The following is a 16,048-nucleotide window of genomic DNA, read 5'->3' on the forward strand; positions in this document are numbered from 1 at the left end:
CGGCGATGTTACGGCGGTCAACCCCGCTTCCTAGCTACGCGGCTAAACTAAAGGGTTATGGGACTATTGGACGCTCTTGCCAAGCTCACCGGGAATGGGGCGCCGCACTTGGCGCGGCCCGATTCCGCGGCGACGACCATGCAGGTGGACCGGTTGGATATTAGGACCGCCGACCAGCTGATCATCATTATCACCGGTCAGCAGGGCGCGCGGGCCCTTGCCGAACTCGCCGGCTCGCGCGAGTCCGCAACCCTTATCTCCCCCACCACCACGGCGCATTTTCCCGCCTTAACGAAGGATGCGCTGCCGGTCAAAGACCCCAAACACGGCTGGATCATCCCCATCACGCCGTCGCTGGCGAGCGCGCTTTCTCAGGCAGAGATTGCAGGTGCTCCGCTTGCCGATGCCCCCATCTCCGGCGAGTACGAGCTTTCCCCCAGCCTCGCGGTGGTGGTGGAATAATGCCTATCTATCCCTTCCAGGGTAAGCGCCCGCGCATCCACCGCAGCGCTTGGATCGCGCCGAATGCCACCATCATTGGTGATGTGGAAATCGGCCCGGATTCTTCCGTCTTTTATGGCTGCGTGCTGCGCGGCGATGTCGGCCCCATCCGCATTGGAAATAGGTGCAATATCTAGGACAATAGCGTCATACACGTGGAGCGGGAGTCACCGTGCGTCCTCGAAGATGATGTCACGGTAGGCCACATGGCCATGCTCCACGGCACCCATGTGGGCGCTGGCAGCCTAGTGGGCATGTCCGCTACCCTGCTGTCTCGCTCCACCATCGGGCCCGGTTCACTCATCGCAGCCGGCGCGCTGGTGCGCGAGGGCGCGGAAATCCCGGCCCGTTCCTTGGCCGCTGGCGTCCCGGCCACCGTGCGTCGCGAGCTTTCCGCCGAGCAATCCGCGGCATTTATCCCGCACGCCGCGCGCTACGTGGACCTTGCACAACGGCAGTCCGCCTCTGAGCTCGCGCTTGATGATGTCTACTTTGACTAGCGCATCCCTATAGGTTCACGACACCCATGATGATTAGGAAGGCGGCAACAACATAGCCGCTGATGAGTGCTACCCGCGTGCTGTTTTCGCGCGCCGCTGCAAAGACTCGACCAGCAGCTGAGTCTGGGTGGGCGCGCACCACGGCGATGAAGAGGCCGCACACCACCGGCAGGGAAAGCGCCAGGGTGGCGTACCACAAGAGGCCGCCGTATTGGCCGGCGAGCGACAAATCCTCGGTGGCCAAGAACATGAGGCCGAAATAAAACGGCACGGAGGTCAGCGATTGCACCACACCCATCACAAACCCGATAAGCACGGTGGTGATGGAAGGCCTGCGCAGCGGTTGCAGCATGCGCCCGATCAAGGCATTGGGTTTTCCCTGGGAATGCCAGGCGGCGAAGGCCAGGGCGATACCGACGATGATGAGGATGCCGCCGGCAATTGGTGACTCCAAGATGGCCGCTATCTGTTCGCGCACGCCCAAAAGCACGAACATGACCACGGCCGCGGCGGTAAGAACTCCCAACCAATCTCCCAGGATGACTAGGCCGGCAATCCAGCGGTACTTCCCGCGCGGGAGCATGATGCCGATGGCTACAAGGATGCCAATGAGCAAAGCATTGACCGAATCCAAGAGGGCGAAACTTACCGCGTGAATCATGCGCGATAGTCTACCTATCCTTCGCGCCACCCTGTGCACTCTGGGCTGGCCTGGGTTATAGGTCACATTATTGCGCCACTATGCCTACCTGCACCTTACTTTGCACCATTTCCGCAAGATTGCATAGACTATGCAAGGTTTAGAAGCAGTCCCTACCCCTCTCACGCATAAAGGAGCTCACCCCATGTCCAGATTCCTCTACCGGCTGGGAAGCTGGTCCTACCGCACGGTATGGCCCTTCCTCGCTTTCTGGCTCATCGTCTTGGTGGCGATGGTCGGCCTCACCGCCGGCTTTGCCAAAACCCCGAACCCCAACTTCGCCATGCCGGAGATGGACTCCACCACCACTCAAGAAGAGATGATGGAGCACTTCGATCAAGATACCGATGCCATGAGCGCCCCAGAGGGCACCGTGGTCATCCAGGCCCCTGCGGGCAAGGAGCTAAGCGATGATGCCGTTGCAGGGGACATCGATAAGCTGCTCCAGGACCTCAAGGACACCGGTGCGCTGAAGAACCAAGAAGAGCTGGTCAGCCCAGTCCTCGCCGCCGCTGGCATGGAAAAGCAGATGGGCGAGCAGATGCGGGCCCAGGGCATGCCCGAAGAGCAGGTTGCGAAGAACCTGCAGCAGCTTTCCCCGCTGAGCGAAGATAAGACCACCGGCACCGTCACCATCGCCTTCGATGCCGCGGATGTCATGGACATCAACGATGACGAAATGGCTGCGGTAACGGATGTCCTGCACGAGCATGACGGCGACGGCCTCTCCGTTAAGTACCAGGGCAATGCCTTTTCAATGGCCGAGGCCGGCATGAACGGCAGTGCCGAGCTCATCGGCATGGTCGTTGCCGCCATCGTGTTGCTGGTGACCTTCGGTTCCTTCGTAGCTGCCGGCATGCCGCTGATTTCCGCCGTCATCGGCGTGGGCATCGGCATTCTCGGCGTGCAGCTGGCCACCGTCTTTACCGATACCGTCTCCGATATGACCCCGACGTTGGCATCCATGATCGGCCTCGCCGTGGGCATCGACTACGCCCTGTTCATTGTCAACCGCTTCCGCAATGAGCTCATCACTTCCTCGGGCCTGAATAACCTGACGCCAAAGGAACTGGCCAAGGAGCTGAAGAAGATGGATAAAGGCACCCGCGCTCACGCCATGGGCATGGCGCTGGGCACCGCCGGCGGCTCCGTCGTCTTCGCCGGTACCACGGTGGTCATCGCCCTAGCAGCCCTGACCATTATCGGCATCCCATTCCTGTCCACCATGGCTATCGCCGCCGCGGGCACCGTGGTCATCGCCGTGCTAGTGGCCAATACCTTTATCCCCGCCGTGCTGGGCCTGCTGGGCACCAAGATCTTCGCCGGTCGCGTGCCCGGCCCCAAGGTTCCGGACCCCGAGGACGAGAAGCCAACCATGGGCCTGCGTTGGGTCCGCCGCGTGCGCGCCCACCCGTGGCTGCACCTCGGCGTAGGCGTTATCGTGCTTGCCATCCTGGCCATCCCGTTTGCGAATATGCGCCTGGCTATGCCTACCGATGGCTCTGCTAACCCCGGCACCCCGCAGCGTGAGGCCTACGAGATGTCCGAAGAGGCCTTTGGTCCAGGCCGCAATGCCCCGATGATCGCCTTTGTCAATGTGGAAGACGTCTCCAAACAAGACCGCATGCCGGCCTTCCAGGATCTGCTCCACAAGTTCAACGACACCGAGGGCGTGGATAACGCCCAAATCATCCAAACCACGGACAATGGCGATGCCGCCCAGATCATGATCACGCCGACCACCGGCGCAACCGATGAGAAAACCACCGAGACCTTGGAGCGCCTGCGCGAGTACCAGGGCGAATTTTCTAAGGACGGCGGCTCCTACGGCATTACCGGCATCACCCCGATTTTCGACGATATTTCTGAGCGCCTGAGTAGCGTGCTCGTACCCTATGTTGCCATTGTCTTGGGCCTTGCCTTCATCGTCTTGATGCTGGTCTTCCGCTCCATTTGGGTGCCGCTCATTGCGGCCGCGGGCTACGGACTTTCCGTGGCCGCTACCTTCGGCATCACCGTTGGCATCTGGCAAGAGGGCATGTTCGGCCTCGTCAACGACCCGCAGCCGCTGCTTTCCTTCCTGCCCATCATGCTCATCGGCCTGACCTTTGGCCTGGCCATGGACTACCAGGTCTTCTTGGTCACCCGCATGCGCGAGGGCTACGTCAGCGGCAAGACCGCCGCCAACGCGACCTCGAATGGCTTCAAGCACGGCGCGCGCGTGGTCACGGCCGCAGCGCTCATCATGATTTCGGTCTTCGCGGCATTCATCCTGATGGACGAGCCATTCATTAAGACCATGGGCTTTGCCCTGGCAATGGGCGTGCTTATTGATGCCTTTATTATCCGCATGATGGTCATCCCCGCCACCATGTTCCTCTTAGGAGACAAGGCGTGGTGGTTCCCTAAGTGGTTGAATAAGATCGTGCCTAATATGGATATCGAAGGCGAGGCCCTGCACAAGGAGCGCGAGACACTCATGCGCTTTCAGCACGACAAGGTAAGAAAGGTTCATCGTGACTAGTTTGCGCGAATCCAAGAAGCGAGCAACGCGCCAGGCCATGTCTGATGCCGCGGCCCGCCTCGCCTTGGACGGCGGCGCTGAGGCAGTCACGGTCTCAAATATCACCAGCGCCGTCGGGGTCTCCCCGCGCACGTTCCACAACTATTTTTCTTCCGTGGCCGATTCCCTCTTGCATTACACCGCGGATGTCCTCGAGGCATTCGCAGAGGATATCCCCACCGCATTTCCCGGCGAGCCCATCTCTACGGTCTTGGAATACACGCTCATTGATGCCCTCAACAATGAAGACATGGAGCTGCGCTCGCTGCACAGCCTGTTCAAGATCGGCGAGGCGATGGAAAACCTCAGCCACACCGCCGAGGAAAAGAAGAAATTCGATAGCGTCACGCACCGTGTCATCGTTGCCTTTCAAGACCGCTACCCCGAATATTCGGACTTCGAGCTCACCATCATCTTGAACGCGTGTGGCAGCACTGGCAATGCCTGCCAGCAAGAGCTGAAAAGGCGCTGCGAAATGGGCAGGACCCCCAGCAAAAGGGAACGCGATGAGCTGGTCCACCACGCCTTTGCCACCCTGCGCGGCCTCGTGTGATGTTTCAGTATCCTCGTAGATAATTATGGATACTTCGAATTCGCTTGCCCAGGCCACCCGCGATGCCTGTTTTATTCAGGCGGGCCTTGATGCCGCCTTCCGGGCCCGCCTGGGCGAAACCACCGACGTGGAATTTAATTTCCTTACCCCCTCAACGGATTCCGAGGGGCGCCTTAACCACAATCAGCCCGTGGAGATCCGCTGCAGCTCGCCCTCCGGCGTCACAGACTTCCGGGGCACGCGCATCGCCGTCATCGATCGCGCCGGCTCGCCTACCTGGCGGTGGGCATTGCAGGCGGAGGCCGACCTGCCGCAGGGTGGGGATGACCCGGCGAAGTTTATTCCCCTCGCTCGCCTCTTGGTCGGCAATTCCCCGGTACTGCGGGCACAACAAGGCGAGCATGAGGCGATTATTGCCGTGGATTTTCACCCTCGCCTCGACTTTCCCACCAGCATTGCAGCAGGCATTCGCCGCAGCGCGCCAGACATTGATGAGCAGCGCGCGGTGCACGAACTCGCCCACCACTTAGGCATTACGTCCGCAGAGACTGGCGCGGACTCTGCCGCGGAGTCTGCCGAGCATTATTCCGATGGAACGACGCTGCATTTTTCTAGCGCAGTGGGAACGCCGCAGATCACCGCCATCGAGCCGGGCATGAAGGATACCCGCATTATCGAGGATGCCTTCTATTACGGAATGGAGCACCAGATGTACTTCCAAGGCAATTTTCCGGAGGCAACGGTGCACCTCAATGCGGACGAGGCCACTGCGGAGATCCGCTACTCCGGCGGGAAGGCCGAAGCCACGGCGGTCCTCATCGCTACCATTTCGGAGGAACGATTCCTATGGGCGTGGGCCGATCCCGCCGTCAAGGACACCGCAGCCGCGCAGGCGGCCGCGAACCTGTACCGCTTCGGCATCGATCACCAGGTACCGGCGCTAATCCGGCCCGCGCTACCGCTGGACTATGCGCGTACCCGGCAGGTACCCCAGCTAGCCCTGCCCATCCTGGGCATGTGGACTTTGGTGGGCACCACGCTTGCCGATGGCCGCGTCGGCCTCGTCCTCCTCGATTCCGAAGCGCTGCATTTGCCGCAACCTACCTCCGCGGCCACGGAAGCAACGCTGGCGGCTACCCCACCCCGAGAGATCGATGAGGCGCAGGCCCGAGCGGCCTACGCCTCCTTCCGCGGGATTAACCTTTAGCTAATACGTCACGGATGGCGTCTACATCCACCTCCGCGACGCTTGCCGGTTTGAATGCTGCGTCATTAGATTTATCCACCAATACTGCGCGCACGCCATCGGAAAAGTCATCGCGGCGATACATATAAGCACCCAGTTTCTTTTCCAGCTCGAGAGCATCGCGAAGGCTCGAGCACTGCGCCTCTGCCCGGTAGAGCTCCAGAGCGGCCACGATGGAAGTCGGGCAAGCCTGCGCGGTGAGCTTCTCCACTAGCTCCTTCAGTTCTGGGTACTCCTCTGCAGCCGCAGTGATGTCCTGCCAGGAATCGTGGCGGAAGCTAGCCTCAATCCCCTCGATGAGCTCTGCAAGCGGGGTCTCATCTTCCGGCTGCACGGAGTGCTGTTCCAGCGCGGCATCAATGCCTTTGTCAATAACGTCGCTGGCAAAGGCATCGCCGTCTTTTACGTAGTCAGTGGCCAGCCCGCTCCACACAAGGTCTGCGGCGTACATGCGGTAGCCGGTAATGCCCCAGAACTTCGCGAGCTCTGGCGAGACCTTACCGCGCGAGCCTACGGCGTTTTGGGAGGCATAGGCCATGCCCACATCCGTAACGTAGCCAATATTCATCTCCGGCATGGAGGCAAAGGTCTTGTCCGTGACCACGCAGTGCGAGCCGTGCGCAGACACGCCAAGCCCACCGCCCATAGCGATGCCATCAACCAGCGCGATGACCGGCTTGGGGTACTCCGCGATATCCCCATTGAGGGTGTATTCCGAGGCAAAGAAGTCATCCACCTCGTCGTAGTTGCCGTCGACGATGCCATCGCGAGCCAAGCGGACATCGCCGCCCGCGCAATAGGCCTTGGGGTTAGTAGAAGTCAGAAGAACCTGCTCCACCTCGTCATCACCCCGCCACTTCTCCAAAGCGGCGGCGATGAGATCGATCATCTCTGGGCTCAGCGAGTTGAGAGCCTTTGGGCGGTTGAGCTCAATGACTCCGGTATGGTTGCGGATTGAGGACACGATAGGTGCATCATTAGTCATATCCTCTATTGTGACACACAACTCATATACCTAGCTACAATTTGCGACTTCACAGATTGGTCTTAATTTTGCTCCCACAGCTTATCGCCCTAGACATGGATGGCACCCTGCTCGATGGAAACGGCGACTTGCCGCCAGGATTCGCGGAGACCAGCCAGCGCGCAACCGAGCTTGGCGTCACCCTCGTTCCGGCATCGGGGCGCCAGCTCGCCACCCTGCAAGAGATGTTTCCTCATGGGGAGACCTTTATTGCGGAAAATGGCTCCGTGGTTGTGCACAATGATGAGCTGCTGAGCACCACTCCCCTCCCATCACCGGCCGTCCACGCCGCGGTAACTGCGCTCGACGCGGTCGCTCAACCGCACACCGTGGTGCTGTGCACACCGGCTACGGCGTTTGTGGAAAGGGGCATCGACAAGCAAGCTTCCGCCGAGATCTCCAAGTACTATAAATCCATCAGCTGGGTAGATGACTTACACGATCTGCTCGATGAGGAAATTATCAAAATCGCGGCCTTCTGCGCCGATGGCAGCGAAAAACACCTTCACGATCCGCTGCGCGAGGCCGTGCCCGAACACAATATTGCGGTATCTGGGGCAGTGTGGCTCGATGTGATGGCGGCCGGGGTCAATAAGGGCGTGGCGCTAGAAACCATGGCGTCGCTGCTAGGTATCCCCCAATCCCGCACCGCGGCGTTTGGAGACTTCCTCAACGATTTCGAACTACTCCAGGCCGCTGGAACCGCCATTGCGATGGACAATGCGCACCCTAAACTCAAGGCCATCGCAGATACCATCGCGCCGCCCAATACCGAGTATGGGGTGCTGACAGTGCTTAATCAGCTTTTTGCCAGCGAACAGGATTAGACTCTTTTCTTTCACCATCTATCCGTAAAATATTGCCAATTTCCCGCGCCACGCCGTGCTCTCTACTTTGAGTAATGGCACTGCTCGCGGTCTAAAATTGGCCGATTAGTACATTTTCGTAGTGCAATGGGAGTTCATGTGAATCGTTTTCTGCGCTCGCTGCTGGGGAAGAAAGATTCCGAGCGTAATGAGGCCACGCCGCCGCCGACGCGGCAAAAAGATGGGCCTACAGGTGATTCCTCCACTGAGGCTTCCACACCTAATTCCAGCGCACCGGCCGAACCGAATGCGGAAAGCCACACTGATAATGGCGCGCGGAAGCAACAACAGGCTCCCAGCTCGAGTGGGCAAAACAGCAAGTCAACACCACAGTCCAAAGGCAAACAGGACAGTAAGAAAGCTGCACAAACAAAGCCTACGGACATCGACCGTGGTCTCGCGCGCCAGTCGCGCCAGATAGGTACGCCGACGCCGCAACAACAGCAGGCTACCCGCGCTCAAAATGCGAAGGCTGCCAAATCCGCTCCGACTAAGGGCACTACCCAAAACAAACAGAACGGTGCCGCGCAGAAAAAGACCGAAGCGAAAAAGCGCCAACCGATAAAGCCAGCCACGGCCAAAGGATCTAAGAAACCGCAGCAACCCGCGGCCGAGACGAAGGAATTCCCAGCGAGCCCCGCCGGTACATCCGGCAGTCCTAATACTTCCCGCCCTAAAAACTCCGCTCGCGCATCCCAGTCTTCCGGTGCTACTCGGTCTTCCGACGCCGCTCGGCCTTCGGGTACGGCTAAGCCTTCTGGCCCTGCAAAGCCTGCCGATGATTCGGCGAACGCCGCACAGGGAACCCCTGAATTTCCCACCCAGCAGCCTTGGCCCGCCCAAAAGCCCAAGCAACACACGCCTGAGCAAGCTAAGCCCAAACAGCATAAGCCTGAACAGCGCGCATCTAGTCGGCAGCGACCAGAGCAGCGCCAAACCGCTCAAGAATCCGCCGTGACACAGGGCCCCGCCTCCGTCCAGGAGCCTGCCTCTGCGCAAGAACAAAAGACTAGGAACCCGGGTGGAGAAAAGACCGCACCCACGAGGGCCGCTCAGCCTCAGCGCATTCCTGCCGAAGAGAACGCGCGAGAACAACAGCCTGCAACCGATCACTCTGCAGAGAAGTCATCTTCGCAGGGCAAGCAGGGCGCCAATAAATCGAAATATGCCTTGCAGAATCAACAAAACGACTCTGAAGTACTCGCAATACCGCCAGAGGATAAAAACGTGCGCAAGAAGCGGCACGCGCGGCTACGCCAAGTAAAGGGCCTTGATGGCCTGCGCGGCCTAGCCGTTGTCGCTGTGGTCTTATACCACTTTTTCGGTGACGCCCTACCCGGCGGCTACTTGGGCGTGGACATGTTCTTCGTCCTCTCCGGCTTCCTTATTACATCGCTCCTCGTGCGCGAATACCGCACATCCGGGACGATTAGCCTGAAGGACTTTTGGGTCCGACGCTTTAGGCGCATCCTGCCGGCCGCCGTCGCCGTGCTCGTTTTCTGTACGGCAATCGTTGCGTGGATTGGCGGAGATTTGGCCGTCGGCCTGCGTCAGCAATTCTTCGGCACTCTGTTCTTTGTCAATAACTGGACACAGATTGCCACCTCGCAATCCTATTTTGCTGATAACGAGATCCAGGTATTCGCCCACTACTGGTCACTCGCCGTAGAAGAGCAGTTCTACCTCATTTGGCCGCTGCTCATGCTGGGTATTTTCCGCATCTCATCGCGCCAGCCGCGCCGCCTTCCAGTCGTGGTCGCCAGCGTGCTGGGGCTTGCCTCCTTCGCGGCCATGTGGTTTATCTTCACCCCAGGTGAAGATCCCACCCGCGTGTACTACGGCACGGATACCCACGCATTCGGCCTGTTGACCGGTGCAGTCCTCTCCTTGTTGATGACCTCCACAAAGTCCGATCCCAACGCGGATTCCTGGGCCACCACCGGCAAGGTAGAAACCCGCGCCGCCGGCATCATTGGCTTCTTGGCGCTTATCGGCTACGTTGCGCAGCTATTCCTCATGCCTGACGATGCCGAATTTACCTACCGCGGCGGCCTCTTCCTCACCAGCATCCTTGGTGCCCTCATGGTGTGGGGCGTCATTCACGAATATGGCCCGATGACGCCGCTATTTAGGACGAAGGTCATGCGGTGGTTCGGTCAGCGTTCCTTCTCGCTGTACCTCTGGCACTGGCCGGTCATCATGATTTTGCAGGCACTATTCCACGGCAATCAGAATGCTGAAGATTCCTGGATTCTAGGCTTGATCGCCATCCCCATCTCCCTGATCCTCTCGGAGATCTCCTATCAGTTCATCGAGAACCCCTTCCGCCGCGGAGGCTACAAGAAGACGTGGAAGAACTACTGGGCATCGCGCCCGAGCTTCAGCGAAATCAAGGATGGCTTTGGCAAGGCCATGTGGCCAGTGGTCCCGCTCTTGGTTGTCGCTTCTCTGGTTGGTGTTGTCTACGGCGTGGTCAATTCCAGCGACAAGACCGAATTGGAGCAGCAGCTCGACCAGCTTCAGCAGCAAAACGAAAGTAACAACCCACCTCCACCGAAGGCATCCGCTCCGCCGACCACATCGACTGAAGACGAGGAAAAGGATGACGCCAAGACCCGCCCCATCCCGAGGGGAACGGACATTACCGCGATCGGTGATTCGGTGATGCTGGCGGCTAGCGATGCCCTCAGCCAACGATTCCCTGGCATTTATATCGATGCCCAGGAATCCCGCCACTACACGGTGGGTATCCAAATCCTTCAGCAAATGAAGGATGCCGGTACATTGCGCGATACCGTATTTTTGGGCTTCGGTACCAACGGCGCCGCCCAGCCAAATCAAATCAGCCAGGCCATGGACATCATCGGCAAGGACCATACCGTGGTAATGGTTGTTCCCTACGGTGACCGCGAGTGGATGGCGCAGTCCCAGCAGGACGTCATCGACGCTGCTAAGGAATACGACAACGCCTATATCGCCGACTGGTGTGGTTACGCCGAGAATAATCCGGACATGCTCTACTCCGATGGCGTGCACCCGCTTCCCGAAGGCGCCAGCGGCTATTCCGACGCCTTCTATGACGCTCTGAAGCAATATTCCAAATACGACAAGAGCGTGTCCTCACAATGCCAGGCTTAACGGAGAGCGCGGCGGTAGGTAGCTAACCCAACCTGGCCGGCCTCCTGCCCCGCGCCAGACCCGGCCTCAGTTGCAGCCCGCCCTTCGCGCTCACGGGGCGGTCCGATCTCACTGGCGGGGTCCCCGCCAGTGAGCGCGAAGGGCGGGGTTATACGTTCTGAGTCGTAGGTGAAGGCATAAATGAAGCCCGCACTCATGATTCACCTGAGTGCGGGCTTTAGTACTAGGCAGCGAGATTAATCGACGGCGAACTCGCCCATCTTGTCCCAACCGGTGCGGCCATCGATGTGGACATTGATGATGTCAGGGGTTTCTACGAGGTACTTGGGGAATTCGTCGCAGGCGCGCTTGAAGTGCTCGCCCTGAACGTGCTCTACGTCCTTGCCATCTGCGTAGGATTCGAGCAGCAGGAAGCGCTGAGAATCTTCCGGATCGCGGTACCACTTGAAGTCGATGCAACCCGGCTCGGCGTTGCAAGCCTCGGTGTACCAGTTGATCTCGTCAAGGAAAGTATCGGCGTACTCAGGCTTTACGTGGAACTGTACGTTAATCAAAATCATGCCCCCGATTCTACCAATGTTGTTCCCACTGCGTCATGACTGCTCTGCCATGCGCACGGACATCAGGAGAATCGGGGGCAGATTTCGTGGGAAAAGAACTAGTTGAGGAAGTATTCCGCGATATAGATGAACTCGCCGTCAAAGGCTGTAGCGACGCCATAACCGTACTCGGGTCCAGGCGTTACCTCGAGGCCCCGGTTGAACCAGTTGAGGCGCTCCTGGGCTTGCTCTTCGGACAGACGGTAAACATTGCCCTGCCCTTCTTCAGTGTGGGTCACGCCGCTTGCCACATCGCCGTAGTACTTTAGCTCACCGTTTGCACCCTGGTTTGCCCATTCCTGCGCGATAGCGCTTGCGGTCTCATCCGGGTGGTGGCCAGCCTGGGCTAGGTGATCAGCGGTGGCTACCTGCAAGTCAGCGGCAACCTGCGGGGCTTCGAAGGCCTCAGGCTCCGGTGCGGCTTCAGCCGTAGGCGCTTCTTCCGCTGCTACTTCCGGTTCAGCTTCGGGTGCGGCCTTTAGAAAGCTGGGCAAAGTAACGTTGTACTTTTCAGCAAGGGTAGACACCTGCTGAACCTGCGGGGCCGCGTTAAGCTCCGCAGAAGCCACTGCCGTGGTGCCGGACAGGGCGAGTACGGTGGTCAGGACTGCTGCGGTGGCGCTTCGAATCGGCTTCATAATTTTCAGCCTGTCATAACTTTTCAGAGGGCGAAAGCATATCGCCGGTTCCACCGCACTTCGATATGGCTTTGTTATAGAAACGGCGCTCGGTGAGTTCTCGGCTACCTCGCGGTAGTTAAGAAGCCTCCAGGAGGCCTAATAAATACCTACATCGAGTTCATCGAATTGCCGCTGCAGCTCCTCCGAATCAATGGAGCGGGCAACATCGGGCCCGGCGATGGCCGCAAAGCCATCGAGGACAGAGTTCCCGTAATTATGGCCCACACCATCGGGAACATCCTTGGCTCCGGGTAGATCCGCGGCAACTTGCAGGTAGGTAATAATAGGCATCCACTGCATCACGCGTTCACGGGAATAGGGGGTATCTTCTTTCATCCAATCCGGCTCTTTGAAGGCCAATTCGGGCGACCACCAGCTCACTGGATCGGAAGGATGCTGAATATACAGCATGCGGGTCCTGCCCCACTCCTCTTCCGGAACGCGTCCCCAGCGGCGAACCTGGTCCACGTCGTTGGCAAAGCGAACCACGAGGCCGCCGGCGTAGACCGGCGAGATTTCTGTGGACCCAGGATCACGGCGCTCCACAAACTGCGAGCGCAACTGGTTAAAGTGCGGCGGGCCAGTCAATAAGATGCCATCGACGGAATTGGCAATATCGCGCACCCCGGAAAAGGCGGCCTCGATGCCGGTTGTGCCTAAGGACTCGCCGTAGAGGTAGAGCTTGGGCCGGTCATCTTCTGGCAGTGAATTCCACCAGTCCACGATGGGGTTGATGAACTCTTCCCCGGCGCGCTCTACTTGGCCGCCGCCGCCAAGGAAGTGGAATACAGACGGCATGGCGGAATACTGCGCCGCGGCAATGGCGGTATCCCCACCATAGAGTAGTTCGAAGGCTTGCGCGGAATAGGACGATACCCAGCCGGTGCCGGTAGTCATGGTCAACAGGAGGGCCTTGCGGTCTTGGGCGTGGGTGCGCTCGAGTTCATCGATAAGCAGCTGCGCCCGCCCCTCATTGGAGTCGCGGTTACCCAGGCCGGCGTAGGCGCGGATGGGTTCTTTGGCAGGTTTCCCGGTCACCTGTTCTAGCTCGGCCTTATGCGCGCCGGAGCTGAGGAACCGGGAGCCTTGCAGGCCGACGCCGTGCCAATCGACATCGGAAGTAGGCGATCCGGAGCGCTCACTCAGGGTGGGGCGCTGAGTGTCCGGATCGGGGTCGGCGTTCTGGGCGGTAAATACCCTATCACCCAAGCCCACGATGGCACCGGGAATGATGTTTTCAACGGTGTAGATAGCGATGACCGCAACGATGAGTACTGCCCCGAGGCGGCGGTATGTGGAGCGGAACCGCTGCGGGAAGCGCCGCGCTAACCAGCGCACCAGAAAGATAATGGAGCGCAGGATGAGCAGGAAGACGGTAAATACCGCCAGCGCCAGGGGCACTACCAGCAGGTAGCTGGACATAGACGGCGCGGGCACGGAATATACGCTCGCGAGCTCGTGCTGCCAGCGCACGGCGATAATGACGAAACCGACCAGCCAAGCTATGAACGCACCTGTGGCGATGCGCGCGAGCAGCCGGTAGTGTTTTGGCTCCCATGCGGAGGCGGCAAGCCAGGGATACTTATCCGCCCATTTGCTCACGACGAAGCGGTACCACACCAGCTTCACGCCGATGCCCACCACATAGCCGAACCCGGCGGCAAGGCCCGAAATCAGGCCTTGATAGGGCCAATCGCGGGGCAAAATGGACGGAGTAAGGCCCAGCGTAGACAAAATGGCGGCGCCGATAATGCCCCACGGATCGAGGTGGCGGACAATATCGGCGATGCGAGCTTCTACTGCTCGAGCTTCTCCCCTAACTCCAGCCATTCCATCTCCAAATCCTCATAGGCGCTGCGGTTGTCCTTTAATTCCGTATCGAGGCGAGTCATCGCTTCGGTATCGATTTTTTCTGCCGCCGCGGCCAATTTCTCATTGATCTGCGTAGCAGTTTTTTCCAGCTTCTGCATCTTCCGCTCGAGGGCATTCATCTTCTTGGTGATTTCGCGCTCTTGCTGGGAAGAAAGCTTTTTCTCCGGCTTCGATGCCGGCGCCTCCGACTTCTTTTCTCCCAGGTTTATAACCCCAGTGTTCTTGCCAGCCTCGATTTCTTCGCGTTTGCGCAGATACTCGTCGATGCCGCCGGGAAGGTTCGTCAGGTTGCCATCGCCAAAGAGCGCGTACGTATTATCCGCAATCCGCTCGATGAGGTAGCGATCGTGCGAAATGACCACCAGGGTACCCGGCCAAGAATCGAGTAGAGATTCCAATTCCTGGAGCGTATCGATGTCCAGGTCGTTGGTGGGCTCGTCTAGCAGCAAAACATTGGGTTCTGCCATGAGCACGCGGGTGAGCTGGAGGCGGCGGCGCTCGCCACCGGAGAGGTCACCGACCGGGGTGCGCTGGCGCTTGGCTGAAAAGCCAAGGCGCTCGGCCAGCTGGGAGGCGCTGAGTTCCTTCTTGCCTAGCTGCACGTAGGTGGCAACGTCCTCGACGGCATCGAGAAGCCGGCGTTGCGGATCCAAGTCATCGAGTTCCTGGCGCAGCCAACCCAAGCGCACAGTTTGGCCCTCGATGCGCTTTCCGGCTGCGAGCTCGTATTCGCCGGCGAGCGTTCGCAGCAGCGTGGTCTTTCCAGACCCATTCACACCGACGAGACCGATGCGCTCGCCCGGAGCCAGGCGCCAGGTGAGGTGATCGACCAAGGTGCGGCCATCCGGGGACTTAATCGTGGCATCTTCTAGCTCGATGACCACGCGGCCCTGGCGCTGCTTGGAAAAGGACATGAGCTCAACCTTGTTGCGCGGCTCGGGGACATTAGAAATAAGCGCTTCCGCGGCTTCAATCCGGTAGCGCGGTTTCGAGGTACGCGCCGGTGCCCCGCGGCGCAGCCACGCCAATTCCTTGCGGGCCAGGTTTTTGCGGCGCTGCTCCATCGCATCGGCCTGGCGGGCGCGCTCGGCGCGGGCGAAGGTCCAGTCGTTGTACCCGCCCTCGTACGCATCGACGGTGCCGTCGTGAACCTCCCACGTCCAAGTGGCGATGGTATCGAGGAACCAACGATCGTGGGTGACCACGATGACGGCGAGGTTGCGCTTGAGCAGGTGATCCGCGAGCCACTGCACGCCTTCCACGTCAAGGTGGTTCGTGGGCTCATCGAGCACCACGAGGTCTAAATCCTGCACCAGCGCGGCGGCAAGGTTCACGCGGCGGCGCTCGCCGCCGGACAGGGAGCTCACGGGAGTATCTAGCCCCAGGTCCACGATGCCAAGGCCGCCGAGCACGTCGCGCACCTTGGCATTGGAGGCCCATTCATAGGTCTCGAGCTCGAGGGGTTCAATGATCGCCTGAGCGATGGTGAGCTCTTCGGGCAGATCAAAGCGCTGCGTCACCACGGCCATGCGCAGATCCGAAGTGTGGGATACGCGGCCGGAATCCGGCGGCTCGATGCCGGTGAGTACTTCCAGCAGCGTGGTCTTGCCGCCGCCGTTCACGCCCACGATGCCGATGCGATCCCCGGTTTGCACGCCGAGTGATACCCCATCAAGGAGAGTTTTTAAGCCATAGGATTTCGTGACTTGCTCGAGGTTAATCAGGTTTGCCATAACAGGGACTCATCTTAATACCTCCCTACCGTCACCCCCGCATTCCAAAACATGTTGCTACCGAATTTCACTT

At 59.5% G+C, this 16,048-nt stretch carries 12 protein-coding genes and 1 pseudogene; 7 read left to right on the top strand and 6 right to left on the bottom strand.

All coding sequences use genetic code 11. The features are described from left to right. The first annotated feature begins 57 nt into the window (after positions 1 to 57). Positions 58 to 462, top strand: coding sequence for a hypothetical protein (locus ABRP93_RS05615; RefSeq protein WP_023026048.1), 405 nt, complete (start codon positions 58 to 60; stop codon positions 460 to 462). Further along, positions 462 to 1,001: pseudogene (locus ABRP93_RS05620) on the top strand (gamma carbonic anhydrase family protein). Before ABRP93_RS05615 ends, ABRP93_RS05620 begins: the two are co-directional and overlap by 1 nt. Before the next feature lie 7 nt (positions 1,002 to 1,008). Here ABRP93_RS05620 and ABRP93_RS05625 read toward each other — a convergent pair. After that, entirely contained in the window at positions 1,009 to 1,662 is a 654-nt protein-coding gene (locus ABRP93_RS05625) for a hypothetical protein (protein WP_349863033.1), read from the bottom strand. Between the two features lie 184 nt (positions 1,663 to 1,846). Here ABRP93_RS05625 and ABRP93_RS05630 point away from each other — a divergent pair, with 184 nt between their 5' ends. Genes ABRP93_RS05630 through ABRP93_RS05640 form a run of 3 tightly spaced genes read left to right on the top strand, consistent with a single transcriptional unit; the run spans position 1,847 to position 6,024 of the window. Further along, a complete protein-coding gene (locus tag ABRP93_RS05630; protein WP_349887212.1) occupies positions 1,847 to 4,225 on the top strand; it encodes an MMPL family transporter in 2,379 nt (792 codons plus the stop codon). Continuing rightward, on the top strand, positions 4,218 to 4,817 hold the full coding sequence (locus ABRP93_RS05635; protein WP_349887213.1) for a TetR/AcrR family transcriptional regulator: 600 nt from the start codon (positions 4,218 to 4,220) through the stop codon (positions 4,815 to 4,817). The genes ABRP93_RS05630 and ABRP93_RS05635 overlap by 8 nt, the downstream gene beginning before the upstream one ends. A 25-nt stretch (positions 4,818 to 4,842) precedes the next feature. Further along, entirely contained in the window at positions 4,843 to 6,024 is a 1,182-nt protein-coding gene (locus tag ABRP93_RS05640; RefSeq protein ID WP_349887215.1) for a DUF6882 domain-containing protein, read from the top strand. Here ABRP93_RS05640 and ABRP93_RS05645 read toward each other — a convergent pair. Next, positions 6,014 to 7,048 (bottom strand): 3-hydroxyisobutyryl-CoA hydrolase, encoded by a 1,035-nt coding sequence (locus tag ABRP93_RS05645; protein WP_349887216.1) that lies wholly within the window; start codon positions 7,046 to 7,048, stop codon positions 6,014 to 6,016. The genes ABRP93_RS05640 and ABRP93_RS05645 overlap by 11 nt on opposite strands. Before the next feature lie 68 nt (positions 7,049 to 7,116). On the opposite strand from ABRP93_RS05645, the gene ABRP93_RS05650 reads away from it, so the two are divergent. Next, the gene (locus ABRP93_RS05650; RefSeq protein ID WP_349887217.1) at positions 7,117 to 7,914 is read left to right on the top strand and encodes an HAD family hydrolase; all 798 of its coding nucleotides are present in this window, start codon (positions 7,117 to 7,119) and stop codon (positions 7,912 to 7,914) included. A gap of 138 nt (positions 7,915 to 8,052) precedes the next feature. Continuing rightward, the gene (locus ABRP93_RS05655) at positions 8,053 to 11,091 is read left to right on the top strand and encodes an acyltransferase family protein (protein ID WP_349887218.1); all 3,039 of its coding nucleotides are present in this window, start codon (positions 8,053 to 8,055) and stop codon (positions 11,089 to 11,091) included. Between the two features lie 236 nt (positions 11,092 to 11,327). Here ABRP93_RS05655 and ABRP93_RS05660 read toward each other — a convergent pair whose 3' ends face one another. From ABRP93_RS05660 to ABRP93_RS05675, 4 genes are all read right to left on the bottom strand, one after another. After that, positions 11,328 to 11,651 carry a putative quinol monooxygenase gene (locus tag ABRP93_RS05660; RefSeq protein WP_005279956.1) on the bottom strand — a complete coding sequence of 108 codons (324 nt, stop codon included), beginning with the start codon at positions 11,649 to 11,651 and terminating at the stop codon, positions 11,328 to 11,330. Between the two features lie 98 nt (positions 11,652 to 11,749). Beyond that, a complete protein-coding gene (locus ABRP93_RS05665; protein WP_349887219.1) occupies positions 11,750 to 12,328 on the bottom strand; it encodes a hypothetical protein in 579 nt (192 codons plus the stop codon). Positions 12,329 to 12,466: 138 nt separating this feature from the next. Further along, positions 12,467 to 14,200 carry an alpha/beta-hydrolase family protein gene (locus ABRP93_RS05670; RefSeq protein WP_349887221.1) on the bottom strand — a complete coding sequence of 578 codons (1,734 nt, stop codon included), beginning with the start codon at positions 14,198 to 14,200 and terminating at the stop codon, positions 12,467 to 12,469. Next, complete coding sequence (locus ABRP93_RS05675; protein WP_349887222.1) at positions 14,167 to 15,975, bottom strand: ABC-F family ATP-binding cassette domain-containing protein; 1,809 nt, start codon at positions 15,973 to 15,975, stop codon at positions 14,167 to 14,169. Before ABRP93_RS05675 ends, ABRP93_RS05670 begins: the two co-directional genes overlap by 34 nt. Positions 15,976 to 16,048: the final 73 nt, after the last annotated feature.

The organism is Corynebacterium sp. KPL2850 (genome assembly GCF_040225855.1).
In the GTDB taxonomy this organism is placed as follows: Bacteria; Actinomycetota; Actinomycetes; order Mycobacteriales; family Mycobacteriaceae; genus Corynebacterium.

Excerpts from the sequence above, each read along its gene's own strand:
- ABRP93_RS05675 (WP_349887222.1), bottom strand. The coding sequence starts at position 15,975 with ATGGCAAACCTGATTAACCTCGAGCAAGTCACGAAATCCTATGGCTTA.
- ABRP93_RS05665 (WP_349887219.1), bottom strand. The coding sequence starts at position 12,328 with ATGAAGCCGATTCGAAGCGCCACCGCAGCAGTCCTGACCACCGTACTC.
- ABRP93_RS05660 (WP_005279956.1), bottom strand. The coding sequence starts at position 11,651 with ATGATTTTGATTAACGTACAGTTCCACGTAAAGCCTGAGTACGCCGAT.
- ABRP93_RS05625 (WP_349863033.1), bottom strand. The coding sequence starts at position 1,662 with ATGATTCACGCGGTAAGTTTCGCCCTCTTGGATTCGGTCAATGCTTTG.
- ABRP93_RS05640 (WP_349887215.1), top strand. The coding sequence starts at position 4,843 with ATGGATACTTCGAATTCGCTTGCCCAGGCCACCCGCGATGCCTGTTTT.
- ABRP93_RS05630 (WP_349887212.1), top strand. The coding sequence starts at position 1,847 with ATGTCCAGATTCCTCTACCGGCTGGGAAGCTGGTCCTACCGCACGGTA.
- ABRP93_RS05615 (WP_023026048.1), top strand. The coding sequence starts at position 58 with ATGGGACTATTGGACGCTCTTGCCAAGCTCACCGGGAATGGGGCGCCG.
- ABRP93_RS05670 (WP_349887221.1), bottom strand. The coding sequence starts at position 14,200 with ATGGCTGGAGTTAGGGGAGAAGCTCGAGCAGTAGAAGCTCGCATCGCC.
- ABRP93_RS05645 (WP_349887216.1), bottom strand. The coding sequence starts at position 7,048 with ATGACTAATGATGCACCTATCGTGTCCTCAATCCGCAACCATACCGGA.